This is a genomic window from Pseudomonas sp. BNK-7, from assembly GCF_048072025.1.
Classification (GTDB): Bacteria; Pseudomonadota; Gammaproteobacteria; order Pseudomonadales; family Pseudomonadaceae; genus Aquipseudomonas; species Aquipseudomonas danubii.
Genome location: NZ_CP182252.1, coordinates 2,535,977 through 2,562,472 on the forward strand (window position 1 = coordinate 2,535,977; position 26,496 = coordinate 2,562,472).

At 62.2% G+C, this 26,496-nt stretch carries 25 protein-coding genes; 7 read left to right on the top strand and 18 right to left on the bottom strand.

Annotation, left to right across the window (positions count from 1 at the left end):
* Positions 1–12: 12 nt before the first annotated feature.
* On the top strand, positions 13–921 hold the full coding sequence (locus ACMGF8_RS11830; protein WP_102861472.1) for a LysR family transcriptional regulator: 909 nt from the start codon (positions 13–15) through the stop codon (positions 919–921).
* A 71-nt stretch (positions 922–992) separates the two neighbouring features.
* Here the strand turns inward: ACMGF8_RS11830 and ACMGF8_RS11835 are convergent, their stop codons facing one another.
* The 9 genes from ACMGF8_RS11835 to ACMGF8_RS11875 form a co-directional block, all read right to left on the bottom strand.
* Positions 993–1,502 carry a DoxX family protein gene (locus ACMGF8_RS11835; RefSeq protein ID WP_207167174.1) on the bottom strand — a complete coding sequence of 170 codons (510 nt, stop codon included), beginning with the start codon at positions 1,500–1,502 and terminating at the stop codon, positions 993–995.
* A 2-nt stretch (positions 1,503–1,504) separates the two neighbouring features.
* Positions 1,505–2,275 (bottom strand): DNA-binding domain-containing protein, encoded by a 771-nt coding sequence (locus ACMGF8_RS11840; protein WP_416759734.1) that lies wholly within the window; start codon positions 2,273–2,275, stop codon positions 1,505–1,507.
* Complete coding sequence (locus tag ACMGF8_RS11845) at positions 2,272–3,165, bottom strand: DUF692 domain-containing protein (protein ID WP_372820913.1); 894 nt, start codon at positions 3,163–3,165, stop codon at positions 2,272–2,274. Before ACMGF8_RS11845 ends, ACMGF8_RS11840 begins: the two co-directional genes overlap by 4 nt.
* Before the next feature lie 22 nt (positions 3,166–3,187).
* Positions 3,188–3,493 (bottom strand): DUF2282 domain-containing protein, encoded by a 306-nt coding sequence (locus ACMGF8_RS11850; protein ID WP_102861476.1) that lies wholly within the window; start codon positions 3,491–3,493, stop codon positions 3,188–3,190.
* A gap of 147 nt (positions 3,494–3,640) precedes the next feature.
* A complete protein-coding gene (locus ACMGF8_RS11855) occupies positions 3,641–4,342 on the bottom strand; it encodes an ABC transporter ATP-binding protein (protein ID WP_025127774.1) in 702 nt (233 codons plus the stop codon).
* Positions 4,343–5,110, bottom strand: a complete 768-nt coding sequence (livG, locus tag ACMGF8_RS11860) for a high-affinity branched-chain amino acid ABC transporter ATP-binding protein LivG (RefSeq protein ID WP_016967588.1) — start codon at positions 5,108–5,110, stop codon at positions 4,343–4,345. It lies immediately after the preceding gene.
* The gene (locus ACMGF8_RS11865; protein ID WP_102861477.1) at positions 5,107–6,363 is read right to left on the bottom strand and encodes a high-affinity branched-chain amino acid ABC transporter permease LivM; all 1,257 of its coding nucleotides are present in this window, start codon (positions 6,361–6,363) and stop codon (positions 5,107–5,109) included. Before ACMGF8_RS11865 ends, livG begins: the two co-directional genes overlap by 4 nt.
* Positions 6,360–7,283 carry a high-affinity branched-chain amino acid ABC transporter permease LivH gene (gene livH / locus ACMGF8_RS11870; RefSeq protein ID WP_102861478.1) on the bottom strand — a complete coding sequence of 308 codons (924 nt, stop codon included), beginning with the start codon at positions 7,281–7,283 and terminating at the stop codon, positions 6,360–6,362. Before livH ends, ACMGF8_RS11865 begins: the two co-directional genes overlap by 4 nt.
* A 230-nt stretch (positions 7,284–7,513) precedes the next feature.
* Positions 7,514–8,641: a branched-chain amino acid ABC transporter substrate-binding protein gene (locus tag ACMGF8_RS11875; protein WP_102861479.1), complete on the bottom strand. Its 1,128-nt coding sequence runs from the start codon at positions 8,639–8,641 to the stop codon at positions 7,514–7,516.
* Positions 8,642–8,980: 339 nt separating this feature from the next.
* Between ACMGF8_RS11875 and ACMGF8_RS11880 the strand changes: the two genes are divergently transcribed.
* Positions 8,981–9,286, top strand: a complete 306-nt coding sequence (locus ACMGF8_RS11880; protein ID WP_102861480.1) for a DUF2288 domain-containing protein — start codon at positions 8,981–8,983, stop codon at positions 9,284–9,286.
* A 289-nt stretch (positions 9,287–9,575) separates the two neighbouring features.
* Here ACMGF8_RS11880 and ACMGF8_RS11885 read toward each other — a convergent pair whose 3' ends face one another.
* On the bottom strand, positions 9,576–11,756 hold the full coding sequence (locus tag ACMGF8_RS11885; RefSeq protein ID WP_102861481.1) for a hypothetical protein: 2,181 nt from the start codon (positions 11,754–11,756) through the stop codon (positions 9,576–9,578).
* A 197-nt stretch (positions 11,757–11,953) separates the two neighbouring features.
* Between ACMGF8_RS11885 and ACMGF8_RS11890 the strand changes: the two genes are divergently transcribed.
* Positions 11,954–12,850: an NAD(P)-dependent oxidoreductase gene (locus ACMGF8_RS11890; protein WP_416759739.1), complete on the top strand. Its 897-nt coding sequence runs from the start codon at positions 11,954–11,956 to the stop codon at positions 12,848–12,850.
* Here the strand turns inward: ACMGF8_RS11890 and ACMGF8_RS11895 are convergent.
* Both ACMGF8_RS11895 and ACMGF8_RS11900 read right to left on the bottom strand, forming a co-directional pair.
* Positions 12,741–15,017 (bottom strand): putative bifunctional diguanylate cyclase/phosphodiesterase, encoded by a 2,277-nt coding sequence (locus tag ACMGF8_RS11895; RefSeq protein ID WP_416759741.1) that lies wholly within the window; start codon positions 15,015–15,017, stop codon positions 12,741–12,743. The genes ACMGF8_RS11890 and ACMGF8_RS11895 overlap by 110 nt on opposite strands.
* A gap of 142 nt (positions 15,018–15,159) precedes the next feature.
* The gene (locus tag ACMGF8_RS11900; protein ID WP_102861484.1) at positions 15,160–15,528 is read right to left on the bottom strand and encodes a YkgJ family cysteine cluster protein; all 369 of its coding nucleotides are present in this window, start codon (positions 15,526–15,528) and stop codon (positions 15,160–15,162) included.
* A gap of 328 nt (positions 15,529–15,856) precedes the next feature.
* Between ACMGF8_RS11900 and ACMGF8_RS11905 the strand changes: the two genes are divergently transcribed.
* Complete coding sequence (locus ACMGF8_RS11905) at positions 15,857–17,203, top strand: spinster family MFS transporter (protein ID WP_102861485.1); 1,347 nt, start codon at positions 15,857–15,859, stop codon at positions 17,201–17,203.
* A 64-nt stretch (positions 17,204–17,267) separates the two neighbouring features.
* Here ACMGF8_RS11905 and rapA read toward each other — a convergent pair whose 3' ends face one another.
* A complete protein-coding gene (gene rapA, locus ACMGF8_RS11910; protein WP_416759744.1) occupies positions 17,268–20,117 on the bottom strand; it encodes an RNA polymerase-associated protein RapA in 2,850 nt (949 codons plus the stop codon).
* A gap of 218 nt (positions 20,118–20,335) precedes the next feature.
* Between rapA and ACMGF8_RS11915 the strand changes: the two genes are divergently transcribed.
* Positions 20,336–20,677 carry an aspartate-semialdehyde dehydrogenase gene (locus ACMGF8_RS11915; RefSeq protein ID WP_102861487.1) on the top strand — a complete coding sequence of 114 codons (342 nt, stop codon included), beginning with the start codon at positions 20,336–20,338 and terminating at the stop codon, positions 20,675–20,677.
* Here ACMGF8_RS11915 and ACMGF8_RS11920 read toward each other — a convergent pair.
* The 3 genes from ACMGF8_RS11920 to ACMGF8_RS11930 form a co-directional block, all read right to left on the bottom strand.
* Positions 20,674–21,882: an aminotransferase class V-fold PLP-dependent enzyme gene (locus tag ACMGF8_RS11920; RefSeq protein WP_305948828.1), complete on the bottom strand. Its 1,209-nt coding sequence runs from the start codon at positions 21,880–21,882 to the stop codon at positions 20,674–20,676. The genes ACMGF8_RS11915 and ACMGF8_RS11920 overlap by 4 nt on opposite strands.
* On the bottom strand, positions 21,879–22,349 hold the full coding sequence (locus ACMGF8_RS11925) for a RidA family protein (RefSeq protein WP_207167179.1): 471 nt from the start codon (positions 22,347–22,349) through the stop codon (positions 21,879–21,881). Before ACMGF8_RS11925 ends, ACMGF8_RS11920 begins: the two co-directional genes overlap by 4 nt.
* Positions 22,350–22,437: 88 nt before the next feature.
* Entirely contained in the window at positions 22,438–23,304 is an 867-nt protein-coding gene (locus ACMGF8_RS11930) for a LysR substrate-binding domain-containing protein (protein ID WP_115582476.1), read from the bottom strand.
* 205 nt (positions 23,305–23,509) lie between these two features.
* On the opposite strand from ACMGF8_RS11930, the gene ACMGF8_RS11935 reads away from it, so the two are divergent.
* Both ACMGF8_RS11935 and ccoM read left to right on the top strand, forming a co-directional pair.
* Entirely contained in the window at positions 23,510–23,671 is a 162-nt protein-coding gene (locus ACMGF8_RS11935) for a hypothetical protein (RefSeq protein WP_162884110.1), read from the top strand.
* Between the two features lie 144 nt (positions 23,672–23,815).
* Entirely contained in the window at positions 23,816–23,932 is a 117-nt protein-coding gene (gene ccoM / locus ACMGF8_RS11940; RefSeq protein WP_015634423.1) for a cytochrome c oxidase subunit CcoM, read from the top strand.
* Positions 23,933–24,059: 127 nt separating this feature from the next.
* Here the strand turns inward: ccoM and ACMGF8_RS11945 are convergent, their stop codons facing one another.
* Together ACMGF8_RS11945 and ACMGF8_RS11950 are read right to left on the bottom strand one after the other, a co-directional pair.
* Positions 24,060–25,535, bottom strand: coding sequence for an inorganic phosphate transporter (locus ACMGF8_RS11945; RefSeq protein ID WP_102861490.1), 1,476 nt, complete (start codon positions 25,533–25,535; stop codon positions 24,060–24,062).
* A 376-nt stretch (positions 25,536–25,911) separates the two neighbouring features.
* Positions 25,912–26,112 carry a hypothetical protein gene (locus ACMGF8_RS11950; RefSeq protein ID WP_102861491.1) on the bottom strand — a complete coding sequence of 67 codons (201 nt, stop codon included), beginning with the start codon at positions 26,110–26,112 and terminating at the stop codon, positions 25,912–25,914.
* Between the last annotated feature and the right edge of the window lie 384 nt (positions 26,113–26,496).

The following is a 26,496-nucleotide window of genomic DNA, read 5'->3' on the forward strand; positions in this document are numbered from 1 at the left end:
TGGAAACAGTCCATGAGCGAGATGGATGACTTGGCGGCGTTTGCCGTGCTGGTGGAGGCGGGCAGCTTTACCCTGGCGGCCCAGCGCCTGGGTTGCAGCAAGGGCCAGTTGTCCAAGCGCCTCAGCGCCCTGGAGGCACGCTACGCCGTGGTGCTGTTGCAACGCACCACCCGGCGCCTGGACCTGACCGCCGCCGGCGCGGCGTTGCTGCCTCAGGCCCAAGCCCTGGTTGCCCAAGTGGAACGAGCGCATCAGGCCCTGGCGCGGCTCAAGGACGACATGGCCGGCCCGGTGCGCCTGACGGTGCCGGTGTCCTTGGGCGAAACCTTTTTCGACGGCCTGCTGCTGGAGTTCTCCCGGCACTATCCCCAGGTGCAGATCGAGCTGGACCTGAACAACAGCTACCGTGACCTGGCCCGGGAGGGGTTTGATCTGGCGGTGCGCTCGGAAGTGGCCAACGATCAGCGCCTGGTCGCCCGGCCGCTGCTGGCCTGGCATGAGATGACCTGCGCCAGCCCGGCCTATCTGGAGCAATACGGTGAGCCGCAGACTCCCGCGGAGCTGGCCGAGCATCGCTGCCTGCTCAACAGCCACTACAGCGGGCGGGAAGAGTGGCTCTATCACCAGCGTCACGAACTGCTGCGGGTGCGGGTCAGCGGTCCTTTTGCCAGCAATCACTACAACCTGCTGAAGAAGGCCGCCCTGGTGGGGGCGGGAATCGCCCGGCTGCCGTCCTATGTGCTGCACAGCGAGCTGGCCGATGGCCGCCTGCGCTGGCTGCTGCGGGACTACCAGACCCGCAGCATGCCGATGTACCTGGTGCATCCCTATCAGGGCGGCCTGCCCAGGCGCACCCAGGTGCTGGCCGATTACCTGATGGACTGGTTCCGCCGCAGCGGTGAGGCGCTGGATCGTCTGTAGTCGCGGCCAGTGGGTTGCGAACTTGAATCGGTTCAAGGGCCTAAGGCCCTTTTCGCAGCCTGCGGCAGCGGCTACAGAGGACGGTGGTGAAAATGCCGGGCCAGCAGGTGGTCGAGGGAAAACATGCCCGGGCCACGGGCCATCAACAGCAGCAAGATCGCCGCCCAGGTGCCGTGGGTCGGGTAGGCGTCGGGGTAGACGAAAAACTGGATGGTCAGGGTCATCCCCAGCAGCGCCAGGGCGGAAAAGCGCGTGGCCAGGCCCAGCAGAATCAACGTCGGAAAAAAATGCTCGGCAAAGGCCGCCAGGTGCGCCGCCACTTCCGGCGTCAGCAGCGGCACGTGGTATTCACTCTGGAACAGGGGAATGGTCGAGTCCGCCAAGCGCGGCCAGCCCAGTTCGAAGGTGCCATCGACCAGGTCGATGGCCAGTCCCTCGACTTTGGTCTGGCCGGATTTCCAGAACACCGCGGCGATGGAAAAGCGCGCGAGAAAGGCGATCAGGCTGTAGGGAATACGCTCGAACCCTTGAATGATTCGGTGCAGCAGTCCGCTAACGGGGGCAGGTGTCTGGGTGTTCATGGTCAAGCCTTTTGGTGAGGTTGCAGGTCAATGAGGGCGCCGTGGGCCAGCAGCAGCCCCAGGCACTGGCCCAGGTCGAAGTCGGCCTGGGCGTCCAGGGCATAAGCGGCGGCGATTTCCAGCGGCCAGTGGTGGCGCAGGCTGTCGATGAAGGTGGCGCTGCCGGCGTCCAGTGCGATCACCCGCACCTCCAGGGCATCGCGCAGCACCAGGGCGTGCTGGCTCTGGTGCAAGTCGAACGCCGGCCAGGCAGCGTCGCTCTGGTGAGCGGCCCACAGGCTGACGACGGCGAACGCCGAGTGCAGGGTGCGCAGTGACGGATGCAACTGCAGGCAGAGCTGGCCGAGGCGATCGGGCTGGTTCATTGCCGCCAGCAGTTGGGCCGGTTGCAAAGGCTCGGCGTCGGCGGCGTGATAAGCCTCGACCCGCAGCCGTTCCAAGCGCGCCATATCGGCCAGATAGGGCAGGGTCGCTGCCGGAGCGAAACCCTGGATGAAGTTCGCCAGGTCCTGGCCGTAGTCGTTGATCAGCGGGCTGTATGGAGGGTAATCCTGCACATACAGACGGGCCATGGCGTTGAAGAATGTCTGCCCCACCAGTTGCGCCAGCACTGGGTAGGCCTCCGCCAGAGCGTTGATCAGCGAGCCTTGCACGTTGTTGCGATAGACCTCGAAGCGACTGGCCGGATCGGCGCCGTTGCTGCTGCAAAGCCCCTCCGGGCAGATGGATTCGGCGCTCAGTAGCGCCTGGGCAAAGAGGGCGTGGTCGCTCATGGCTGCACCCGCGCCTGGTGTAACAGCGCCTGGGCCTGAGCGGCCTCCCCCAGCAGCGTGGTCAGGCTCGGCACCTGATTGTCCCGTTCGATCAGGGTGGCCATGGGGCCGATCCGCCCCAGCACCTGTTGGTACAGGGCCCAGACTTCCCGGTCCACCGGGGCGCCGTGGTCGTCGATTAACAGGCGATCACCGAGGTTGTCCCGGTCTTCGGCGAACCCGGCCAGATGGATCTCGCCCACGGCCTGCAGCGGCAGTGCCTGCAGATAGGCCAGGGGATCGCGCTGGTGGTTGATGCAGGAAACGTAGAGGTTGTTGACGTCCAGCAGCAGGCCGCAACCGCTGCGCTGGATCACTTCGCGGATGAAGTCCGTCTCGTCCAGGGTCGAGCGTTGGAACTGCAGGTAGGTAGCGGGGTTTTCCAGCAGCATGGTTCGCCCCAGATGATTCTGCAGTTGGTCGATGTGGTCGCAGACCCGCTGCAGGGTCGGCACATCGTAGGCCAGGGGCAGCAGGTCGTTGAGAAACACCGGGCCGTGGCTCGACCAGGCCAGGTGTTCGGAAAAGGACTGGGGTTGATAGCGCTCGATCAACACCGCCAGGCGCCGCAGATGCTCGCTGTCCAGGGGGCCTTCGCCGCCAATGGACAGACCGACACCGTGCAGCGACAGGGGATACTCCTGGCGAATCAGGCCCAGGTAATGATGGAAGGGCCCGCCCGCCACCATGTAGTTCTCGGCATGCACCTCGAAAAAGCCAATGTCGGGACGCTGTTCGAGGACGTCCTTGAAGTGTTGGCTCTTGAGCCCCAGGCCTGCACAGGGCGGCAGGCTCGGGGTGGACGCCTGAATGTCGTGGCGGGGACGTGGGATCAAGGCTGTGTTCATCATCGACACTCAGGCTGGCGCAGGATCAGGACTTGGCTTTGAAGGCTTCGAGCTGGCCGAAACCGGTGGGCGAGGTGCTGCTGGCGGTTTTTTCGCAAGTGCCCTTGGGCACCAGTTTCCAGGCGTTGGCCTGGTCGTTGACCTTGGAGGTGCCGGCGCAGCTGGTGCCGGCGCCCGCGGCGCAGTCGTTCTTGCCCTTCATGGCCACGCCGAAGCATTTCTCCATGTCGTCGGCGGCGTGGGCGGTGGTGGAGACGGCAGCGATGCTCAGGGCGGAGCCCAGGGCCAGGACCAGGGCGGTGGCGGACAGGGTGCGAGTGGTGCTCATGATGTTTCTCCAGATCGGTTGGGTAAGGAAGCATTTGTGCTTGCTTACCCCTCTAGAGAAGGCTCATTGGCATTCGTTACAGCCCGGGACAGTTTTTTCTCCCGGAATAAAAAAACGGCCCCGAAGGGCCGTTTTTTGTGACGCAGGTGTTTAGCCGCCCAGATAGGCTTCGCGCACCTTCGGATCGGTCAGCAGCGCTTCGCCGGTGCCTTGCATCACCACTCGGCCGTTTTCCAGCACATAGGCGCGGTCGGCGATCTTCAGCGCCTGGTTGGCGTTCTGCTCCACCAGGAACACCGTCACGCCGTCGCGGCGCAGCTGTTCGATGATGTCGAAGATCTGCTGGATGATGATCGGCGCCAGGCCCAGGGACGGTTCGTCCAGGAGCAACAGCTTGGGCTTGCTCATCAGCGCGCGACCGATGGCAAGCATCTGCTGCTCGCCGCCGGACATGGTGCCGCCGCGCTGGGTGAAGCGCTCCTTGAGCCGTGGAAACAGCTCCAGGACCTTGTCCATCTGCTCCTGATAGTCACCCTTGTCGGTGAAGAAACCGCCCATGGCGAGGTTTTCTTCCACGGTCAGGCGGGCGAATACCCGGCGGCCTTCCGGCACCACGGCAATGCTCTTGCGCATGATCTGCGCCGAGCTTTGCCCCACCAGCTCTTCACCCAGGTAACGGATGCTGCCGCTGTGGGCCTGTGGCGAGCCGCAGAGGGTCATCAGCAGGGTGGATTTGCCGGCGCCGTTGGCGCCGATCAGGGTGACGATTTCGCCCTGGCGGATCTCGACGTTGACGCTGTGCAACGCCTGGATCTTGCCGTAGTAGGTGGAAACGTTTTCGAACTGCAGCATTTACGCTTCCCCCAGGTAGGCTTTGATCACTTCGGGATTGTCGCGGATCTGTTCCGGCGTGCCGTCGGCCAGGGGTGTGCCCTGGTTGATCACCACGATGTGGTCGGAAATGCTCATGACCAGCTTCATGTCGTGCTCGATCAGCAGCACGGTGACGTTGTGCTCCTCACGCAACACGCTGATCAGCGCCTTGAGGTCCTCGGTTTCCTTGGGGTTGAGGCCGGCGGCCGGCTCGTCGAGCATGAGGATCCGCGGGCGGGTCATCATGCAGCGGGCGATTTCCAGGCGCCGTTGCTGACCGTAGGCCAGGGTGCCGGCGGGACGGTTGGCAAACTCCCGCAGGTTGACCTTGTCCAGCCAGTAGCCGGCGTACTCCATGGCTTCGCGCTCGCTCTTGCGGAACGCCGGGGTCTTGAACAGACCGGCCAGGAAGTTGGTGTTCAGGTGACGGTGCTGGGCGATCAACAGGTTCTCGACCGCGGTCATGTCCTTGAACAGGCGCACGTTCTGGAAGGTTCGCACCACACCCTTGCGGGCGATCTGGTGGCCCGGCAGGCCTTCGATCGGCTCACCGTCCAGGAGGATGCTGCCGGCGCTTGGCTGGTAGAAACCGGTCAGGCAGTTGAACACCGTGGTCTTGCCGGCGCCGTTCGGGCCGATCAGCGCCACCACTTGTTTTTCCTTGACGGTCAGGGCCACGCCGTTGACCGCCAGCAGGCCGCCGAAGCGCATCGACAGGCCGGTTACTTTGAGGATCTCACGGCTCATTTGCGCAGCTCCATGTGAGGACGTTGCATGGGCAGCAGACCTTGAGGACGCCAGATCATCATCAGCACCATCATGGCGCCGAACATCAACATCCGGTATTCGCTGAATTCACGCATCATTTCAGGCAAGAGGATCATCACGATCGCCGCCAGGATCACACCCAGCTGCGAGCCCATGCCACCCAGCACGACGATGGCGAGGATGATCGCCGACTCGATGAAGGTGAAGGACTCCGGGGTCACCAGGCCTTGGCGCGCGGCGAAGAAGCTGCCGGCGAAACCGGCGAACGCGGCGCCCAGGGTAAAGGCCGAGAGCTTGATCACGGTGGGGTTCAGGCCCAGCGCGCGGCAGGCAATCTCGTCTTCACGCAAGGCTTCCCAGGCACGGCCGATGGGCATGCGCAGCAGGCGGTTGATGACGAACAGCGCCGCCAGCGCCAGCAGCAGGGCCACCAGGTAGAGGAAGATCACCTTGTTGATCGAGTTGTATTGCAGGCCGAAGAACTCGTGGAAGGTCTGCATGCCTTCTGCTGCCTTGCGCTCGAAAGTCAGGCCGAAGAAGGTCGGCTTGTCGATGTTGCTGATGCCGTTCGGGCCGCCAGTGAGATCGGTCATGTTGCGTAGCAGCAGACGGATGATCTCGCCAAAGCCCAGGGTCACGATCGCCAGGTAGTCACCGCGCAGGCGCAGCACCGGGAAGCCCAGCAGGAAGCCGAAGGTGGCCGCCATCATCCCGGCGATCGGCAGGCAGATCCAGAAGCTCAGGCCGAAGTAGTGCGAGAGCAGCGCGTAGCTGTAGGCACCGACGGCATAGAACCCCACGTAACCCAGGTCCAGCAGGCCGGCCAGACCGACGACGATGTTCAGGCCCAGGCCCAGCATCACGTAGATCAGGATCAGCGTGGCGATGTCCACCGCACCGCGGGAGCCAAAGAATGGCCAGACCAGGGCAACGACGATCAATGCCAGGATGATCCAGCGCTGGGTGCCCGGCAGGGTCAGGAAGTTGCTGGCCTTGGCCGGAATCAGCGGCATGCTGGGAGAGGACTTCCAGGCGGCGCTGATCTGGCTATGGAACAGCACCCGCAGGAACATCAGCACCGAGCACACCGCGATGGTGGCCAGGATGGTCGGGCTGGTGTTGTGGACTTCCAGGTTGATGCCGACGATGGTCAGTTTCAGGCCCAGTACCGGGTAGGCGACGGCCCAGACCAGCAAGGCGCTGAATAGCGCCGATTTAAGATTCCTAGTCATACTTTCTCAACCTCCGGACGGCCCAGAATGCCGGTCGGACGGAACAACAGCACCAGAACCAACAGGCCGAACGCTACGACGTCCTTGTACTGGTCGCCGAATACGTCGGCGCCAAAGGCTTCGGCCACCCCCAGCACCAGCCCGCCGAGCATCGCGCCCGGAATGCTGCCGATGCCGCCCAAGACCGCTGCGGTGAAGGCCTTGAGGCCCACCAGGAAACCGGCGTTGGGGTTGATCACACCGTATTGCATGCTCAGCAGCACGGCGGCGATGGCCGCCAGTGCGGCGCCGATCACGAAGGTCAGGGCGATGATGTTGTTGGTATTGATCCCCAGGAGGTTGGCCATCTTGATGTCTTCGGCACAGGCACGGCAGGCGCGACCCAGACGAGAACGGGAGATGAACAGCGTCAGACCGAGCATGGCGACCAGGGTCACCACGAATACCACGATCTGCATGTAGGAAATCAGCACTTCATGTGCGCCACCTGGCCCGATGGAGAAATTGCCCGGGATCAGGTTGGGAATGGATTTGTCCTTGGAGTCTTGCGCCAGCAGAACGGTGTTCTGCAGGAAGATCGACATGCCGATGGCCGAGATCAGCGGGATCAGGCGGTTACTGCCCCGCAAGGGGCGGTAGGCGATCCGTTCGATGCTGTAGCCGTAGGCACTGGTGACGACGATGCTCGCGATAAAGGCTGCGGTCATCAACAGCGGTACGCTGTCGAGTCCCATCATGGCCAGCCCGGCGATGGCGATGAACGCCACATAGGAGCCGATCATGTACACCTCGCCGTGGGCGAAGTTGATCATTCCAATGATGCCGTAAACCATCGTATAGCCGATGGCGATCAGGGCATACGTGCTGCCAACGGTGAGACCGTTAACCAGCTGTTGGAAAAAGTGATAGAGGTCAGGCATTACAACGCTCCTAAAAACCTGATACGCATTTCACTGGTGGAGTCATTTTCCCGCCCAGGCCCCGTGGATCTGCACCCACTTCGGGCTGGGTTTTGCCAGCGAACCGCTGATGACGGTTTTGAGATTTTCAGGTGGGCGGGATTCCGGATCACGGAACACAGGCCCATACATTCGTAAAACAAAGCCCACGGCGAGCCGTGGGCTTTATTGGCAGTCAGTCAGGGCGCGCCTTACTGAGGAGAGACTTCGGTTTTAGGTTTGCCGAAGTGCCACTCGTAGACCACGAATTTGAAGTCTTTCAAGTCGCCCTTGGCGTCGAAGCTCAAGTCACCGGTCGGGGTCTTGAAGGTTCCGGCGTGGATGGCTTCAGCCACCTTGGCCGCGTCTTCGCTCTTGGCGTTGGTGATGGCGCCAGCGATCACTTCAACCGCGGAGTAGGAGGGGAATACGAAAGGACCGCTCGGGTCTTCTTTCTTGGCCTTGAATGCGTCAGCCAGGGCGACGTTGGCCGGGTCCTGGTCGAAGGATTTGGGCAGGGTCACCAGCAGGCCTTCGGACGCGTCCTTGGCGATCTGCGAGATGGAGTCGTTACCCACGCCTTCCGGACCCATGAACTTGGCCTTCAGGCCCTTTTCCTGGGATTGACGCAGGATCAGGCCCAGCTCCGGGTGGTAGCCGCCGTAGTAGACGAAGTCGACGTTGGCTTGCTTGAGCTTGGCGATCAGCGAAGAGAAGTCCTTGTCGCCGGCGTTGATGCCTTCGAACACGGCCACCTTGGTGCCTTTCTTCTCCAGGGTCTGCTTCACGGCGCTGGCGATGCCTTCACCGTACTGCTGTTTGTCGTGGAGTACGGCAACGACTTTTGGCTTCACGTGGTCGGCGATGTAGTTACCGGCGGCAGGGCCCTGGGCGCTGTCCAGGCCGATGGTGCGGAACACCATTTTGTAACCACGGGCGGTGATGTCCGGGCTGGTGGCTGCCGGGGTGATCATGATCACGCCTTCATCTTCGTAGATGTCGGAAGCGGGTTGAGTGGAGCTGGAGCACAGGTGGCCGACCACGAACTTGACGCCATCGTTGACCACTTTGTTGGCCACCGCCACGGCTTGTTTTGGATCACAGGCGTCATCGTATTCAACGGCTTCGAGCTTCTTGCCGTTGACGCCGCCCTTGGCGTTGATCTGCTCGATGGCCATTTTCGCGCCACTGAACTGCATGTCGCCGTACTGGGCTACCGGGCCGGTCTTGGGGCCGGCGATACCGATCTTGATGGTGTCAGCTGCGAACGAATGGCTGGCAACACCGGCCAGGACCATAGCGGCAAACAGTTTGGAAATCTGCTTAGTAGCCTTATTCATAGTGCTCCACTCTTACTGTTGTAATTTTTATAGTTCCGGCGGCCTTGGTCGCAGAACCGAATCAGATATATCGCGAATATCCGTCGGAAGTGCCCCTGGCAACTGTACCGGTACAGTGTAGAGCGCCGGTTGTTCGCTTGAAAAGCTGGCGGCTGGGGGCAAAAACGCGGGGTGTCGCTTAATCGAAAGAAAAAGACAGATTTGCGGCGTGGCTCGCGCCCGGTTCGGCGTCAGTCCCTGGCGCTTCTGAGCTTCTCGATCGGTGATGCATTTGCTTCTGGGTTTTTCTGCCAGAGCACCGACGTTATGATTGCGCCGATTTCATTTCTGGACAGTCCCATGACTCAAGAACCTAGCACCCTCTATGCCAAGCTGCTTGGTGAGACCGCATCTATCAGCTGGAAGGAACTGGAGCCGTTCTTTGCCAAGGGTGCCCTATTGTGGGTCGACGCCGACCTGGATCTGATCGAGGCGGCCCAGGCGGTAGCGGAGAATCAGGCACAAAAAGTCGCGGCCTGGCTGGCCGAAGGGAAGGTTGAAAAGCTGTCTGCGACGCGGGCGTCCGATCTGTTGGAGCGTGATCCGCAGCTGTGGGCCGTGGTGGTCTCGCCCTGGATTCTGACCCAGGAGAGGGCGCCGCGCTGAAGGTGTGCGCCAATCTGGTGCGCTATTTTGTCGGACAAAAGTGTGTAGCCGAGTAACCGTGAGTCCAGTGATGGCATCTTGCCGTGGAGAAAGGCCCCACAGGGATTTCAGCCAGGGTGACGTTCACGGAAGGGGCACAGTTTCAAGTCGGTCCGACGAGCTGCTTAATTGTTTCGTGGTGTGAACAAATTGACCATTGGCCGGCGAGCGGAACGCCGCCCGGCCGCCCCTACAGGGCAGCAGGTTTTTTCCCTGCGGTGTAGGAGCCGGCTCGCTGGCGAAGCCCTTCTTAATAGGCGGTCTTGCCGGTGTGGCTATTGAGGGAGATGACCCGGGTCTTGCCGATGCGGTGACGGTAGATCTCGCGCAGGTACTTGATGGCCTTCTTCACGCAATCGCGGGACAGGCGGATGTCGTTGATCGAGACGAACTTGTCCTTGTCGTTGATCAGCTCGCGGTACTTCTTCTCGTACATCGGCTTGATCGCGTACCAGTTGGTATCGAGGATCTTCGCCGGGTTCTCGAATTCGTTGAGCAGATCGTCGATGCGGTCTTCGTCGAATTGCTCGCTGACGATGAAATCCAGCACCGAGTTGTCCAGGGTGTCGTCGAAACGGTACGGATTGCGCGCAAAGCAACGCTTGATAAAGGCCACGATCAGGGTCAGGAAGTCATCCGACAGGCACGGGCTCTTGGCGATCAGGGTGGTCAGCGACAGGTTGGCCGAGGCGCCGATCACCAGCGCGTAGCGCTTGAGGGTGGTGTTGGGGAACAGGCTGTTGAGGTGAGTCTTGAGCCGGTTCAGGTCCATGTAGGACAGCTTGTAGTCCTTGGGCAGGGACACAATCGATACCACCGACGAGCAGTTCTTGAAGAAATGCAGGTCGTGCAGCGCCGCGGCGTCATACCCCGAGGCCTTGTACTGCTCCAGAGCCGCACGATAGCGCTTGGACTCGATGGGCAGCAGGCTGATGCCTTCAATGGCCTGGGTCACCTTGTTGAAGTGCGGCAGGTCGATGGAGCGGAAGAACAGGTCGTCGATGTTCAGGCGCTGCGGCTCTTTCTCGAACACCTTGAACTTGTCGCCGGTGGGCACCGGCTGCTCCGGCACCACGGATTCGGCGTAGGCGATCGCCACCGGGCCGGCCAGGCTCATGAACAGGTCGTTGGCGTCCAGGCGGATGGTCTCGCCGATGTCGATGCCGGCGCGACGGAAGTAGTTCTGGTCGTAGTCGGTGGTCACTGCCTGGGCAGTGAGGATGTTGAAGATCTGCTGGGAGATGTACTGGTTGGCGTGCTTCTCCATGGCGTTGACGTCAATGTTCTGGATGTTGCCGTCATCGCTTTCTTCGGCATAGCGCATGATGTCGTTGGAGATCAGCATCATCGCGTTCCACGGGCGGATCCGCCCCATGACGCTGGCTTCGCTGCTGTCTTCATTGTCGAAGTTGTAGGAGAAGTCCCACTCTTCCGAAAGGTATTTGCACAGCAGGCGGCCGGCGTTGATGTGCAGCGCCTCGGACATTTCGCTGCGATGGTCCGAGATGTTCGGCAGTACGCAGATGCCGCTGGTGAAGATCGGCTCGAAGACGAAGGAGTGGCCGCTCTTGCTGTCGTGCTCGTCCATCGGCTTGGTGTCGAAGGTCTTGTTCATGTACGAGTACTGCTGGGCCAGGCCGAACTCCGAAGCCATGCCCGAACCGGTACCGCCACCGGCACTGAAGATCGAGAAGTACAGGCGCGACTGGTTGGCCTTGATCCCGCAGGAATCGATCAGGTACGAGTGGATCATTTTCCAGTCAGGGCTGGAGAAACGCTGGGTGTCCTTGTTGAGGATGATCTTGGCCAGGTACTGGCCGAGGATCGGCGCGTTACCGGCGCCACCGGCGTGGACTTCCGAGAGGTCCATGATCTTCATCTTGCTGTAGTCGCGGATGAAGCCGCTCTTTTCGCCCTTGCGCGAGAAGCGGATGCGCCCGGCGATGTCCTTGTCCAGGTCACCGAGCATCACCAGGGGCTCCACCAGGAATACCGGTTTGCTGGCCTTGCTCTGGCCCAGGCGCAGGTTCTGGCGGATCCACTGGCCGGGGCTGTAGCCGCCTTCGTAGGCCTTGTCTTCGTTATTGAATTCGTTGAGGTAGAACTTGCGGGCGTTGTACACCAGCTCCGCCACATCCAGGGCGATGTTGGAGCCGCAGCGGCCCAGGCCGATCAGGCACACCGAGGGGAATTCCTGGTCACGGCGATTTTCCTGCTCGTCTTCCAGGTGCGGCGGGCGCGGGAACACGGAGTCGCGCAGGCCATCGAGGTTGTCGAGGATGCGGTCGGTGTTGGTTTCGGTGAAATACAGGTACTGCTGGGTCGACAGGGGGCGTGAACTGGACAATGGCTTCGTATCTGAGTGGCTTGATGTGGGGGAGGTCAGCGTCATCTCGGAGACTGCGTTGGCAGGATTGTTTTTAGAAGTCATTGTGCGCCATATGCCTGGTCTGGTTGGCTCGAGACGAGGTGTCAGCGAACCATCACGGAATGGGACCTCGCCGCTGCGTGGAGCGCGAATTTTGCCCAAGGCGTCAGGGTATTTACTGAGCGTCGCTCGGGGGAATCCTTTCCTGAATCATGATGAATCGGCCAGTATTCGATGATCTTTAATCAAATGGGGGCAATATGATGTCAGCGTTACCTTCACTCGGGTTTGCCGGGATCGGCCTGATGGGGCTGCCCATGTGCCGGCGCCTGCTGGCTGCGGGCTATCCGCTGACGGTGTGGAACCGCAATCCGCAGAAGTGCGCGCCCCTGGTGGCCGCCGGGGCGCGACAAGTGGCCACACCCGCGCAGCTGTGCGAGCACGCGGATCTGGTGCTGCTGTGCCTGGCCAACACTGACGTGGTGCGCCAGGTGGTGTTTGCTGCCGATGGCATCGCCCAGGGCGCCCGGGCCGGGCAACTGCTGCTGGACCTGTCCAGCCTGGAACCCACCGCCACCCGGGAGATGGCCGCGGCGCTGGCTCGCGACACCGGCATGGCCTGGGTCGATGCCCCGGTTTCCGGTGGAACCCCCGGTGCCGAGTCCGGCAGCCTGGCGATCATGGTGGGCGGCGAGGCGGCGGATATCGAACGGGTCCGCCCGGTGTTGCTGGCCCTGGGGGAGCGGGTCACGCACATGGGGGCTGTGGGGGCAGGCCAGGTCACCAAGGCCTGCAACCAGATGATTGTCGCCTGCAATGCCCTGGTGATTGCCGAAGTGGTGGCCCTGGCGGAGCGTTCCGGCGTGGATGCACGGTTGATTGCCGAGGCCCTGGCCGGCGGTTTCGCTGACTCCAAGCCGCTGCAGATCCTGGCCCCGCAGATGGCTGAGAGCCGTTTCGAACCGGTGAAATGGCATGTGCGGACCCTGCTCAAGGATCTGGACGGTGCGGTGAAGTTTTCCCGGGAGCAGGGTTCGGCTACGCCGATCAGCGGATTAGCTGCGCAGTTGATGCGTCTGCATGGTGGGCAGGGCTATCTGGAGCAGGACCCGGCGACCCTGATTCGCCTCTATCGAGACCCGGCATCCGCAGATTGAGCCTGTCGTGGCGCTGGTTCAGTTCATCCAGTACCCGACCCAGGTCCTGCAGCGGCACCGGGCGACTGAGCAGGTAGCCCTGCAGGTAGTCGCAGCCGTAGTGTTCGAGGAACTGCTGCTGCTCCAGGGTCTCGACCCCTTCGGTGACCACCTGCAGGTGCAGGGTGTGGGCCATGACGATGATTGCCTGGACTATTTCCCTGTCCTGGGTCGACTTGGGGATGTCCTGGATGAACGATCGATCGATCTTCAGGGTATTGAGCGGCAGGCGCTTGAGGTAGGCCAGGGATGAGTAACCGGTGCCGAAGTCGTCGATCGACAGGGATACGCCCAGGTCGCGGATCTGCTGGAGCAGGGCCAGGGTACTGGCGATGTTGCCCATCAGGGCGTTTTCCGTGACCTCCAGTTCCAGGCGTTGCGGGGCGACCTGGGCGTCACGCAGGGCGGCCGCGATTTCCTCGGCCAGGGTGTCACGGGTCAGGTTCAGGGCCGAGCAGTTGACTGCGATCTTCAACTCGCCACTGCCGTTTTGGGACAGGTAGGCCAGGTCCTCGCAAGCCTTGCGCAATACCCAGTTGTCCAGCTCGGCGATCATGCCGTTGGTTTCGGCAATGTCGATGAAGCGATCCGGTAACAGCAATCCATGCTGCGGATGTTGCCAGCGGACCAGGGCTTCGAGCTTGGTGACCCTGCCGAGCTTGAGGTCGTAGATCGGCTGGTAATACAGCAGCAGCCCTTGATCGTCGCGCAGGGCATTGCGCAGCTCTTCTTCCAGTTGCAGCTCCAGGGTGGCGCGGGTCTTCAGGTTGGAGCTGAAGAAGTGCAGGCTGTTGCGCCCGGCACCCTTGGACTGATAGAGCGCCAGGTCGGCGTTCTTCAGCAGCTCCTCGCAGGTCTTGCCGTCGTCAGGGAAGACACTGATGCCGATGCTGGTGGTCATCACCATGCGCCGGCCCCCCAGTTCGATCGGTTCCTTCATCTTCTGCATGATGCGCTGGGCCATGAGCCGCGCCTCATCTCGCTCATGGAGATTGATGAGAATGCAGAATTCATCGCCACCCAGGCGTGCCACCACGTCTTCATGGCTGCGGGTGGAACTCTTGATATGCCCGGCGATGACCTTGAGCAACTCGTCGCCGGCATCGTGGCCGAGGCTGTCGTTGATTCGCTTGAAGTGGTCGATGTCGAGGAACATCACCGCCAGCATGCCGCCGAAGGTGTTTTTCTCCATGAGTTTTTCCGCGAACAGCTGGTTGAAGCCACGGCGGTTGATCAGGTTGGTCAGGGCATCGTAATGAGCCACCTGCTGCAGCGAGGCCCGGGCCTGGTCCAGTTGCGAGAGCAAGGCGTTGACCCGACGCAGGTCCCGCTCCTTGTGTTGCAGCTTCTTGTCCGCCAGGGCCGCACTGATACCGCTGGCGATGATCAGGAGCGTGATCACGCTGAGGGTCAGGCCCAGTTGCATGTGGCCGTTGGGTGCCACTGAGGTCGGCAGGCTGCCCGCGGGCAGCACCAGGGTCATGGACCAGATGCCGGTGAAATGCATCAGCACGATGGCGCCGCCCAACACCAGGCTGCTGGCGTACTTGAGCAGTTGATGGAACATCCCGCTGCCATCGCGCAAGTGCCGGGACAGCAGCAGCGCGGCCAGGCTGCCGCCGATCGCCACCAGCAGCGACAGCCCCATGAGCATGGGTTCGTAGTACAGGCTGGCACTGGAGCGCATAGCGGCCATGCCCACGTAATGCATGCAGCAGATGCCCAGGCCAATCCACGCCGAGGCCACGCCATAGCGCCAGAGCGGCAGCTCGATATGGCTCAAGGTGTTCATTGCCAGCCAGGCGGCGATCAGGGCGAGGAGCAGGGAAACCAGGGTCAGTGGCAGGTCGTACTGGATTTCCAGGGGGACTTCGAGCGCCAGCATGGCGATGAAGTGCATGGCCCAGATACCGCCGGCCAGACAGCAGACCCCGACCCAGCGCCACAGGCGTTGATGGGTGGCTTGTTCGACGTGGCTGACACGTTCGGCCATATCCAGTGTCGCGAAGCTGGCGGCACAGGCCACCAGATAAGCCAGCAGCACCAGGACCGGGTTGTGACTGCATTGCAGAACCACTTGCCCGCTATCTGGAAGCTCGGTGAGGAAATGCAGACCCAGCCATTCCATAGCATGCCCATCTCTGAGTCATGTGGTGTCGGCGGACCCGCGCGCCAACAAGTGCTTGCAGTATAGAAGGCACCTGTTGGCTGCAATGGGAGGTGGCAATCTGGCTCTAATGATTTGCTTATGAGCCCTATCGCCAATGGTGCTATGCGCTTTTCTCGAACCAGGGCTCGTGATCCAGCGGCTCCAGGGGCGCCAGGCCAAAGGCGGCCCGGGCGGCGTCACAGTCGCTGTTGTGCTGGCCGTCGGCCCAGGAGGCTTCGAACTCCCGGCAGGGGCTGGAACGCTGCTCATAAATCGAGCAGCTCACGCCCTGGCCGACCTCGCCTTCAAGGGCGATGCAGCGCGGCGATTTGCAGTCGGTGCCGAGCATGGCTACCCGAGTGGGACTGATGCTCTGCACCAGATCGTCGGGGACCGTGCCACCGGATGAGGCGCATTCGCCCCAGAAAAAAGACACACGAAAGTATGAACAGCAGGCACCGCAATTCAGACACGGACTGGCTTCGGACATAGGCGTATTCAAAGGGAGAGGGAAGGGTAAGGGGGGCAGGCAAGGCGGCTATTCTAGGCTTCCCATCGGCCTTGGGAAGGGGGGGCGCCAGGTATTTTTTCAGTGCCGGCCAAGCCCTTGAAAAGACTGGGAAAGCCCCGGGTAATGGGGGCTGTGGCGAATTCGCCGCGCCGCGCTGTGAGGGTTTTGAAGGTCGCGGCCGGGGCCGGCATGCGATGGTTTGATATCAGGCTGACGAATGATCACAGACAGCCAAGCCGGGCCTGACTAGATTGCAGCTTCCAGGCTCGCTCGCGTCTGGCCGAATAACAATAAAGAGATCGACCCCATGGATAACTCGACTCAAGCGGCAAATGCCTGGCGCATTCTGTTCCTGTTGTTTTTGGCAAACCTGTTCAACTTCTTCGACCGCACCATTCCCGCCATCATCATCGAGCCGATCCGCATGGAATGGCACTTGAGTGACTTCCAGCTGGGGATCATCGGCACCGCCTTTACCATCGTCTATGCCATCGCCGGCCTGCCCCTCGGGCGCCTGGCCGATACCGGCTCGCGGAGCAAGCTGATGGGCTGGGGCCTGGCGGTGTGGAGCGGGCTGACGGCGGTCAATGGCATGGTCGGCAGTTTCTGGAGTTTCCTGCTGGTGCGCATGGGGGTGGGCATTGGCGAGGCGAGCTACGCACCGGCGGCCAACTCGCTGATCGGCGACCTGTTCCCCGCGCACCGCCGGGCCCGGGCCATGGGTATCTTCATGCTTGGGCTGCCCCTGGGGCTGGTGCTGGCGTTCTTCACCATCGGGGCCATGGTCAAGGCTTTTGACAGCTGGCGGGCACCGTTCTTCATCGCTGCGGTACCCGGGTTGGTGCTGGCGGTGTTCATGTTTTTCATCAAGGAGCCCAAGCGCGGTGCGGCGGAAGCGGTGAAGGTGGCACAAGTGCCTGTCGACCGCCCGATTCGCCGGGTGTTGGCGATTCCGACCTTTCTCTGGCTGACCTTGGCCGGGCTGACCTTCAACTTCGCCACTTACGCCTGCAACTCCTTCCTGGTGCCGATGCTGCAGCGTTACTTCCTCATGCCCTTGCAGGAGGCGGCCATGGCGACGGGGCTGATTGTCGGTGTGACCGGGTTGGTGGGTTTGACCCTGGGTGGCTGGGTCGCCGACAAGATTCATCAGCGGGTTGCCAACGGCCGCCTGCTGTTCGCGGCCTGCAGCCTGGTCATCTCGACCTTGGCCACTGGCTGGGCGTTGCATGCCGGGCGCGTCGAGATCGGGGTATTTGTTGCAGTGTTCAGCGTCGGCTGGCTGTTTGCCTACAACTTCTACACCTGTGTCTATACCGCCTTGCAGGACGTGGTCGAACCCCGTTTGCGGGCCACGGCCATGGCCTTGTTTTTCGCCGGTCTGTACCTGCTGGGCGGCGGGTTGGGGCCAGTGGTGGTCGGCGCGCTGTCGGATCACTTCGCCCACTCGGCGATGTATGCCGCCGGTGCCGAGCTGATGACCGAGGAGTTCAAGGCCATCGGCCTGCACGACGCCATGTACCTGATTCCGGTGGCGCTGTTCCTGACCCTGCTGTTTCTGTTCCAGGCCGCGCGTTGCTTTGTCCGCGATGCCCAGCGCATGAAGGAGGGGCTGGCGCTGGCTGAGCCTGCGGCGACGGCGTTGGCGGTCTGATCTGGCAGATGAAAAAAAGGCCCGCACGATGCGGGCCTTTTGTTTAGCGCTTGGCGTCGGGCAATCAGCCCGCCACCAGCACCCGGATCGCTTCCAGGCGCAGGGCGGCTTTTTCCAGCATCGCCAGACCCTGTTCCCGTTGCTTGCGCAGGGCGACCAGCTCGCTGTCACGGACGGTCGGGTTGACCGCTTGCAACGCGGTCAGGCGCGCCAGTTCTTCATCGGTATCGGCCGCCAGGCGCCGTTGCGCCTCGGCCACGCGCTCGGCGTGACGCGGTGCGACCTTGGCTTCGCCAGCGTTGATCTTCGGCGCCAGCTGGTCGCGCTGAGCCTGGATGAACTTGTTGGCGCTGGCCTTGGGCACGCTTTCCAGTTGGTCGTTGAGGGTCTCGAAAGCCACCCGTGCCGACAGGTCGTTGCCGTTGGCGTCCAGCAGGCAGCGCAGGGCGGCCGGCGGCAGGTAGCGGCCCAGTTGCAGCGAACGCGGGGCCACGACTTCACTCACATACAGCAGCTCAAGCAGCACGGTGCCGGGTTTGAGCGCCTTGTTCTTGATCAGCGCCACAGCGGTGTTGCCCATGGAACCGGACAGCACCAGATCCATGCCGCCCTGCACCATCGGGTGCTCCCAGGTGATGAACTGCATGTCTTCGCGGGACAGCGCCTGGTTGCGGTCGTAGGTGATGGTCACGCCTTCGTCGTCGCCCAGGGGGAAGCTGGCATCGAGCATCTTCTCGCTGGGCTTGAGGATAAGGGCGTTTTCCGAATGGTCCTCGCTGTCGATGCCGAAGGCGTCGAACAGGGTCTCCATGTAGATCGGCAGGGCGAACTGGTCGTCCTGTTCGAGGATCGCTTCCACCAGCGCATCGCCTTCACCGGCGCCGCCGGAGTTGAGCTCCAGCAGGCGGTCGCGGCCGGTATGCAATTCGGCTTCCAGGCGCTCGCGTTCGCCACGGGCTTCGTCGATCAGGGCTTGCCACTCGCCGTCGTCGGCGTTTTCCAGCAGCGGCAGCAGGCGCGGGCCGAACTGGTGCTGCAAGGCGTTGCCGGTCGGGCAGGTGTTGAGGAAGGCGTTCAGGGCTTCGTGATACCACTGGAACAGGCGCTCTTGCGGGCTGGTTTCCAGGTACGGCACATGCAGTTCGATCACGTGTTTCTGGCCGATCCGGTCCAGACGGCCGATCCGCTGCTCCAGCAGGTCCGGGTGCGACGGCAGATCGAACAGCACCAGGTGGTGGGCGAACTGGAAGTTGCGGCCTTCACTGCCGATTTCCGAGCAGATCAGCACCTGGGCGCCGAACTCTTCATCGGCGAAGTAGGCGGCCGCGCGGTCGCGTTCGAGGATGTTCATGTCTTCATGGAAGACCGTGGCCGGAATGCCGGAGCGCACGCGCAGGGCGTCTTCCAGATCCATGGCGGTTTCCGCGTGGGCGCAGATCACCAGGACCTTGGTGCGCTTGAGCATCTTCAGCTGGTCGATCAGCCACTCGACCCGCGGGTCGAATTTCCACCAGCGCTGTTCTTCATCGCTGGCGTCGGGCTGGGCCTGGAAGCTGACTTCCGGATACAGCTCGGCGTGTTCGCCCAGGGGCAGTTCCAGGTATTCGTCCGGGCATGGCAGCGGGTAGGCGTGCAGCTTGCGCTCCGGGAAACCCTGCACGGCGGCGCGGGTGTTGCGGAACAGCACGCGGCCGGTGCCGTGGCGGTCCAGCAGTTCGCGCACCAGGCGTGCACTGGCTTCGCTGTCGCCGTCGTTGACCGCGGCCAGCAGGGCTTCGCCTTCGTTGCCGAGGAAGCCGTGGATGGTCTTGTGCGCCTCGGGAGACAGGCGGCCTTTATCCATCAGTTCCTGCACCGCTTCGGCCACCGGGCGGTAGTTCTCGCTCTCGGCGCGGAAGGCTGCGAGGTCGTGGAAGCGATTCGGGTCCAGCAGGCGCAAACGGGCGAAGTGGCTGTCCTGGCCCAGTTGTTCCGGGGTCGCGGTCAGCAGCAGCACGCCAGGGATAGTCTCGGCCAGCTGTTCCACCAGGGCGTATTCCGGGCTGACCTGATCTTCGTGCCAGACCAGGTGGTGGGCTTCGTCCACCACCATCAGGTCCCAGCCGGCGGCGAACAGCGCGTCCTGGGCCTTCTCGTCGTCCACCAGCCACTCCAGGGCCACCAGGGCCAACTGGGTGTCTTCGAACGGGTTGCTGGCATCGCTTTCGATAAAGCGCTCTTCGTCGAACAGTGCCACTTGCAGGTTGAAGCGCCGGCGCATTTCCACCAGCCACTGGTGCTGGAGGTTTTCCGGAACCAGGATCAGCACCCGGCTGGCGCGGCCCGAGAGCAGTTGGCGATGGATGACCAGGCCGGCCTCGATGGTCTTGCCCAGGCCCACTTCGTCCGCCAGCAGGACCCGTGGCGCGATACGGTCGGCGACTTCACGGGCAATGTGCAACTGGTGGGCGATGGGTTGGGCGCGCACGCCACCCAGGCCCCAGAGCGAGGACTGCAGTTGGCGGCTGGTGTGTTCCAGGGTGTGGTAGCGCAGGGAGAACCAGGCCAGCGGGTCGATCTGTCCGGCGAACAGACGGTCGCTGGCCAGACGGAACTGGATGAAGTTCGAGAGTTGGGTTTCCGGCAGGGTAACGGCCTCGTTCTGCCCGTTGAGGCCGTGATAGACCAGCAGGCCGTCGACGTCGTCGACTTCCTGAACGGTCATTTTCCAGCCTTCGAAGTGGGTGATGCTGTCCCCTGGAGAGAACCTCACGCGAGTGAGGGGCGCATTCCGTAGCGCATACTGGCGGGTGTCGCCAGTGGCCGGATAGAGCACGGTCAGCAAGCGACCGTCCTGTGCCAGAACGGTGCCTAAACCTAGCTCGGCTTCGCTGTCACTAATCCAGCGTTGCCCCGGTTGATACTGCTGCGCCATGCTGCCTGACTCCCGCTTTGAAAAAGCCGACTATCTTAACGGAACGACGCTTCCAGTCCAAAGAACTCTGATAAAAACCCCTGGAATAAAAGGTAGCGTACAGCGGCGTTCGTCGGCCCCGAGGGCACTATCGGCTGACGACCGGGTCACAGTTTTGCGACCGATGGCTCAAGTCGCCCGTGCCGCAGCCGACAGCCTGCCGACAGGAGACCCATAACATGCTGCCACCGATGCTCCCCTTGAGTGCCGTGCCCATCACCGCCCAGCAGGACCCGATCCGGCAGCGTCCGGATATCCCGCCAGTGGTGCCGGTACAGGAAAGCTCCAACGAAAGCACCATCGACTTGCAAAAGCGCGATGCCGAGCAGTCGGCCCTGCTACTGCGCGAAGAGCAGCAGCGCCAACAGGAAAAGCAGCGGCGCAAGCGTGAGGCCGACGATGATCCGGAGCAGCACCTGGCCGTGCCCGGCGACGAATTGAACGCCGACAACACCGTGCCGGTGGCACCGCTGATCGAGGATGCCCCGCGCCAGGGCCTGTGGGTGGACGTGCAGGTCTAGCCCGCGGGGCCGCGTCCGGCCAGTTCCGTCAGCGCCTCCAGCAGGCGCTGGATTTCCGCTTCGGTATTCAAATAGCTCAGGGCGATCCGGGCAATCTGGGTCAGGCCTCGGGCCTGCATGTCCAGCGGGGTGTAGGCCACGCCGTTGGCTCCGATATTGATGCCCCTTCGAGCCAACGCTTCCTTCAGTGCAAAACAGTCCCAGCCCTTGAGGGTGAAGGCAATCAGGCCTGACTGCTGCCCGGCGACCCCCAGGTCCTGGCGCTGCAGGCCGGGCAGGCGGTCGAGGTCCTGACGCAGCGTGTCGGCCAGGGTCTTGATCCGCTGGCGGATGGCATCGATACCGATGCTGTGCAGTTCCTGCAAGGCATTGGCCAGCCCCGCCAGCAGCACCAGCGAAACTTCGCTGGTTTCGAAGCGCCGTGCATCGTCCCGCAAACTGAAGCCCTGGCCGTTCCAGGGAGCAGACAAGACATCCCGCGGCAGTGGCTGCAACTGTTCCAGAAAGCCCGGCCTGACATAGAGCAGGGCCGTGCCCCGTGGCCCGCGCAGGTATTTGCGTCCCGCGCCTTTGAGCACGTCGCACCCCAGCGCCTCTACATCACAGGGCAGTTGCCCCAGGGCCTGGCCAGCGTCGATGAAATAGGGAATGCGCCTATTTCGGGCCAGTTGGCCGACGGCGGCGGCCGGATTGATCAAGCCGCCGTTGGCCGGCAGCCAGGTCAGGGCGATCAGGCGCACGCGCGAGTCGAGCATGGATTCCAGCGCCTCCACCGAAACCGCGCCATGGCGGTCGCAGGGGATGATTTCCAGTTGGGCGCCGGCACTTACCGCCTGGGCCAGGCAGGCCAGGTTGCCACCCCATTCATGGCGCCCCACCAGAATCCGGTCGCCCGCCTGCCACGGCGGCAGGGCGTTGAAGGCCATGCTCCAGGCTGCCGAGCCGCTGCTGGCAAAGGCGATTGCAGCGGGACTGGTATTGAGCAGCCGGGCCGCGGCCTCACGGGCCTGTTCCTGCAGCTGTGCGCCGGTGATGGCGGCCTCCATCGGCCCTTCACTGGCTTCCCGTTGCAGTTGCCCGAGCATGGCGTCCAGGGTGCCCTGGCTGGGCAATGAAGCACCCGCGTGGTTGAAGTGACAGACCCGGGCGCAGCCGGGTGTGGCCTCGCGCAGACGGGCGAGGTGCGCTGGGTCCAGGGGGCTCATGGCTTGAGTTCGAAAATCGCGTCGACCTCCACGGCGACCCCGGCGGGCAGGCTGGCCACACCCACCGCGGTGCGCGCATGCCGGCCTTTCTCACCCAGGGCGTTGACCAGCAGGTTGGAAGCGCCATTGGCCACGATGCCATGGCTCTGGAAATCGGCACTGGCGGCAATGAATACACCGAGCCGGCTGATGCGCTGCAGCCGCGACAGGTCGTCGTCCAGCGCCGCGCTCAACTGGGCCAGCAAGGCCAGGGCCGCGAGCTCGGCGGCCTGGGTGCCTTGCTCCACTGTCAGACTCTCGCCGAGACGGCCCTGCAGGGTCGGTTGGCCTTGCAACAAGGGAATCTGTCCGGAGATCAGCAGCAGGTTCTGGCTGCGTACATGGTTGACGTAGTTGGCGATTGGCTGGCTGGGGGCGGGTAGCTCAAGCCCCAATTGCTGTACGCGGCATTTCAGGGAGTCGCTCATGGGAAGTCCTCGGATGCAAGGCCTGCAGCATCCGCGTTCAGTCCAGGAGCGACAAACGGATAGATCTAATTCGACGTATCTGAATTTCTCATGGGTCGAGGCCTTGCTCCAGTAGCCACTGTACAAAGCACTCCAGAGCCGGGTTCGACGCTCCTTCAGCGGTCACCAGCCAATAGCCGATCTGGCTGCACAAAGGGGGCAGGTCGAAGGCATCCACCAGGCTGCCCTGGGCCAAGTGGCGTTGGATCAACTGGCGGCGCCCCATAGCGATGCCCTGGCCGGCCACGGCCGCTTCCACCACGATGTTGTAGTCGTGCAGCATCACCCTGGGGTGGGAGGCCAGGTCCATGGCCTGTTGCCTGCTCCAGTCATCCCACTCGAAGGGTTGATGGGAGCGAGCCAACAGCAAGGGGCCGTTGGCCAGGGAGGTGGCTTTGAAGGCAGGGCTGCAGACTGGCGATAGCTGCTCGGCGAGAAAGCGCGTGGCCCGGACCTTTGGCCAGTTGCCCTTGCCGTAGCGAATGGCCAGGTCGACCTCGGCGCCGGCGACATCCGCCAGGTCGATGGCCGGTAGCAATTCCAACTGGATCTTTGGATGGCGGCGGTTGAAGTCTGCCAGGCGAGGCGCCAGCCACAAGGTGGCGAAGGACGCCAGCAGACCGATGCGCAGAACGTGCTGCCCAGCGGGCGCAAGCAGCGCCTGGGTGGCTTGGGCGATCTGCTCCAGGGCCGGGCGAATCTGTCGGTAGTAGGTGTCGCCGGTGGCGGTCAGATCGATGGCGCGAGTCCGACGTATGAACAGGCGTTGGCCCAAGTGCTGTTCGAGTTTCTGCACTTGATGGCTGACCGCGCTCTGGCTCACGCACAACTCCCGAGCCGCCTTGATAAAGCTCAGGTGGCGGGCCACGGCCTCGAATGCGCGCAGGGCCAGTAGTGGCGGCAGGTGCTTGGGCATTTCCACATCAGGCTCCGTGGGGCGGTTTGCAAAGGGCCATTGTGCGGATAAAAACTCTTCACGGCAGCGACTTTATTGCCTCTGTGCCGGTCTGATCACTGGTCAGGTGCGGCGTCACGCCGCATTATTGGCCTATCCGCCAGGGCCGCTCTGCATCCTGTAGCAGTGCGGTTGATATTGACCTCCCAGTGATGCCAGCCAAGCCATGAATCAAGACGACAAGCTGATCGACCTGAATGCTGAACGCGCCAAGCGTGTGCATGACCTGAACGAGAAACGCCTGAATGAAGTACGCCAGGCATTCGAGCAGGCCATGCCTTTGGGCAAGGCCAAGAAAAAGCCGAAAAACAAACCGAAAAAGCGCTGAACTGGGCGCTTTCTGTTGATACAGGTCAGTTATTTCCCCTTCCTCGCGCCCAGTCTTGGGCGACATTGACCCCGGTCAATTTTCCCCGCGGCCTCTTTGGTTAACTTAGCCCCATCGCAACAGGGCAAGAGCAGGAGGCCAGTCATGTTTTTCGACAATGTGGTGATCGCCGGAGTGCTGACTGTCGGCCTCATGGTTCTGTTTTTCGCAGGGTTTGGTTTCTTCATCTGGAAAGACGCGAATAAGCGTAAAAAACCTTAAGTCTCTCCAGAGCAACGAGCACGCAAGGCATTTTGGGCAACTTCGGTTGCCCTTTTTTTTGCCTGTCGAAAAGGTATAAAAAAAGGTGCGTCCCGAGGGGCGCACCTTTTTTGTTGGCGCTGGGGTATCAGGTACCCAGGACTTTGGAGGCCGCCCAGAACAGACCGGCAGACAGGGCCACGGTCGCTGGCAGGGTGAGGACCCAGGCCAAGAGGATGGTTTTAACCGTACCGCCTTGCAGGCCGCTCTTGTTGGCGACCATGGTCCCGGCCACGCCGGAGGAGAGTACGTGGGTGGTGGAGACCGGCAGGCTGAAGATGTTCGCCAGGCCGATCAGGCCCGCCGCGGTGATCTGTGCCGACATGCCCTGGGCGTAGGTCATGCCCTGCTTGCCGATCTTCTCGCCAATGGTCAGTACCACACGCTTCCAGCCGATCATGGTGCCCAGGCCCAGTGCCAGGGCCACCGCCAGGATCACCCAGAACGGTGCGTACTCGGTGGTGGCGGTCAGGTCCTTGCGCAGCTTGTCCAGGTCAGCCTTTTCGCGGGCCGACAGGTTCGGCAGTTTGCCCACTTTCTTCGCCGTGTCGTCCAGGCACAGCAGGTAGCGACGCACTTCGATACGGCTTTCCGGCGACAGCGAGTGGTAGTCGGCGACACCCTTGAGGCTGCTCAGCAGGGCGCTGATGGTGGGCTCGGTCTGTTGCGGGTTGCAGCGGAACTTGCCCGGCAGGTCGTCTTTCACGCTCTTGCCCAGGGCCAGGAACTCGCCCAGGGAGTCGTGGTTGCGCTCGTAGAACTGACTCAGGTGCAGGGTCGCGTCGCGGGTACGCTCGATCTGGTAGGTAGTGCTGTTGAGGTCCAGCACGAACTGCGCAGGCACGATGCCGATCAGCACCAGCATGATCAGGCCAATGCCTTTCTGACCATCGTTGGAACCGTGGACGAAGCTCACGGCCATCGCCGAGATCACTAGGACCAGGCGGTTCCAGAACGGTGGGTGCTTCTTGTCATCGACCTTGCGGCGCTGTTCCGGGGTCTTGTGCATCTTCGAGATCGGACGCCACCATTTCAGACCAATCAGCACCAGCGCAGCTATAAGGAAGCCGGCCATCGGCGAGAACACCAGGGAGGCCCCGATATCGATCGCTTTCTGCCAGTTCACGCCGTCCCCCAGGGGAATGTCGTTGAGCAGGGCGTTGGCCAGGCCGACACCGAGGATCGAGCCGATCAGGGTGTGGGAACTGGAAGCCGGGATGCCGAAGTACCAGGTGCCCAGGTTCCAGGCGATGGCCGCGGCCAGCAACGAGAAGACCATGGCCAGACCGTGACCGGTGTTGACATTGATCAGCAGCTCGACCGGCAGCAGGTGAACGATGGCATAGGCCACGCCGACGCCGCCCAGCAGCACGCCGAGGAAATTGAAGACACCGGAAAAGAACACGGCCAGGTGTGGCGGCATGGCTTTGGTGTAGATGACAGTGGCAACCGCGTTTGCGGTGTCATGAAAGCCGTTGATGAACTCGTAGGCGAGGACAAAAGCCAGGGCGAGCAAGAGGCTCACAAGCACCCAAGCATCCAGTCCGCTGAATAAATCGATCATGAAGGTTTTCTGACCCGGTCATAAGGGGGCGCGATTATGCCAGAAAACCCTGCTAATCAATGCACAAGGTGCTAACCGGTAACATTCTTCAACGAAAAAACTGACCGGGAGCAGAGTTTTCGCCAATTCTCGCCAAATGTGGCAAGTCATTGAGTTTATTGGGCCAAAGCACGATGACGAGGGTTTGAGCCCGGGAGTGAGAGGGTTCAAACGCTTGTATGAAATTTCAACGAAAGGGCCTGCCGGGTACCGTTTCTCGCTGTGGGTGGGGCGAGGCGGTGAGGGGCCCGGGGTAGCGAGCATCAATGGTCTGCCTGGCCGCTGGGGTGATCGAGCGGACAAGAGAGCAAGCCCTGAGAAGCTCAGGCTGCCGGCATTATGGCTGTTCGGCCTTGAGCTCTTTTTCCATCTTTTGCAGTTCTTGGGTGAACGCCTGGTCGCGAATACTTGCGCGTTTGCGCCAAGGTTTGCGTTCAGGTTCCGGTTGGGCGGCATAACGGGTGATCTCGCCGCCGTAAACTTCCTTGTAACGTTGTTCCTGGCGCTCAAGTTCCGCGCGCAGTTCGTCTTTCGTCACAGTGTTACCTAATTGAGTAAGGGTCCATTCCGGTGCAACGCATTGCTTGTGGGCGACTATCAAGAAAGCAGACTGATTGCCTGCCGAGGCCTTGGGGCCTGCTCTTTCCAGCCAGCCTTTTGTTGCATGCGGCCACGTCACCGGATGAAAACGACTGTCGTAGCTACAGTGTTGTTTGTTGCAAGCGGATTGGCCGAATCTGGTTAGGGGTCAAGCGCTTGCGACAGGTGACCGATTGCAGCCTTGGGTCACCTGAGCGAGGTACGAGCGGGACTGATTGCGCGTTACTCACTTCGGCAGTATAGCCTCGGCAAAGAATAACTCTACGCTCGGCAAGTTTAAAACTGTCAACTTTATTGTGAGCGTTTTGTGACACGGAAGTTC

What these genes read in the sequence shown, in the direction of transcription:
- ACMGF8_RS11830 (WP_102861472.1), top strand. Translation starts at nt 13, where the DNA reads ATGAGCGAGATGGATGACTTGGCGGCGTTTGCCGTGCTGGTGGAGGCG.
- ACMGF8_RS11835 (WP_207167174.1), bottom strand. Translation starts at nt 1,502, where the DNA reads ATGAACACCCAGACACCTGCCCCCGTTAGCGGACTGCTGCACCGAATC.
- ACMGF8_RS11840 (WP_416759734.1), bottom strand. Translation starts at nt 2,275, where the DNA reads ATGAGCGACCACGCCCTCTTTGCCCAGGCGCTACTGAGCGCCGAATCC.
- ACMGF8_RS11845 (WP_372820913.1), bottom strand. Translation starts at nt 3,165, where the DNA reads ATGATGAACACAGCCTTGATCCCACGTCCCCGCCACGACATTCAGGCG.
- ACMGF8_RS11855 (WP_025127774.1), bottom strand. Translation starts at nt 4,342, where the DNA reads ATGCTGCAGTTCGAAAACGTTTCCACCTACTACGGCAAGATCCAGGCG.
- livG (WP_016967588.1), bottom strand. Translation starts at nt 5,110, where the DNA reads ATGAGCCGTGAGATCCTCAAAGTAACCGGCCTGTCGATGCGCTTCGGC.
- ACMGF8_RS11865 (WP_102861477.1), bottom strand. Translation starts at nt 6,363, where the DNA reads ATGACTAGGAATCTTAAATCGGCGCTATTCAGCGCCTTGCTGGTCTGG.
- livH (WP_102861478.1), bottom strand. Translation starts at nt 7,283, where the DNA reads ATGCCTGACCTCTATCACTTTTTCCAACAGCTGGTTAACGGTCTCACC.
- ACMGF8_RS11875 (WP_102861479.1), bottom strand. Translation starts at nt 8,641, where the DNA reads ATGAATAAGGCTACTAAGCAGATTTCCAAACTGTTTGCCGCTATGGTC.
- ACMGF8_RS11880 (WP_102861480.1), top strand. Translation starts at nt 8,981, where the DNA reads ATGACTCAAGAACCTAGCACCCTCTATGCCAAGCTGCTTGGTGAGACC.
- ACMGF8_RS11885 (WP_102861481.1), bottom strand. Translation starts at nt 11,756, where the DNA reads ATGACTTCTAAAAACAATCCTGCCAACGCAGTCTCCGAGATGACGCTG.
- ACMGF8_RS11890 (WP_416759739.1), top strand. Translation starts at nt 11,954, where the DNA reads ATGATGTCAGCGTTACCTTCACTCGGGTTTGCCGGGATCGGCCTGATG.
- ACMGF8_RS11895 (WP_416759741.1), bottom strand. Translation starts at nt 15,017, where the DNA reads ATGGAATGGCTGGGTCTGCATTTCCTCACCGAGCTTCCAGATAGCGGG.
- ACMGF8_RS11900 (WP_102861484.1), bottom strand. Translation starts at nt 15,528, where the DNA reads ATGTCCGAAGCCAGTCCGTGTCTGAATTGCGGTGCCTGCTGTTCATAC.
- ACMGF8_RS11905 (WP_102861485.1), top strand. Translation starts at nt 15,857, where the DNA reads ATGGATAACTCGACTCAAGCGGCAAATGCCTGGCGCATTCTGTTCCTG.
- rapA (WP_416759744.1), bottom strand. Translation starts at nt 20,117, where the DNA reads ATGGCGCAGCAGTATCAACCGGGGCAACGCTGGATTAGTGACAGCGAA.
- ACMGF8_RS11915 (WP_102861487.1), top strand. Translation starts at nt 20,336, where the DNA reads ATGCTGCCACCGATGCTCCCCTTGAGTGCCGTGCCCATCACCGCCCAG.
- ACMGF8_RS11920 (WP_305948828.1), bottom strand. Translation starts at nt 21,882, where the DNA reads ATGAGCCCCCTGGACCCAGCGCACCTCGCCCGTCTGCGCGAGGCCACA.
- ACMGF8_RS11925 (WP_207167179.1), bottom strand. Translation starts at nt 22,349, where the DNA reads ATGAGCGACTCCCTGAAATGCCGCGTACAGCAATTGGGGCTTGAGCTA.
- ACMGF8_RS11930 (WP_115582476.1), bottom strand. Translation starts at nt 23,304, where the DNA reads ATGCCCAAGCACCTGCCGCCACTACTGGCCCTGCGCGCATTCGAGGCC.
- ACMGF8_RS11935 (WP_162884110.1), top strand. Translation starts at nt 23,510, where the DNA reads ATGAATCAAGACGACAAGCTGATCGACCTGAATGCTGAACGCGCCAAG.
- ccoM (WP_015634423.1), top strand. Translation starts at nt 23,816, where the DNA reads ATGTTTTTCGACAATGTGGTGATCGCCGGAGTGCTGACTGTCGGCCTC.
- ACMGF8_RS11945 (WP_102861490.1), bottom strand. Translation starts at nt 25,535, where the DNA reads ATGATCGATTTATTCAGCGGACTGGATGCTTGGGTGCTTGTGAGCCTC.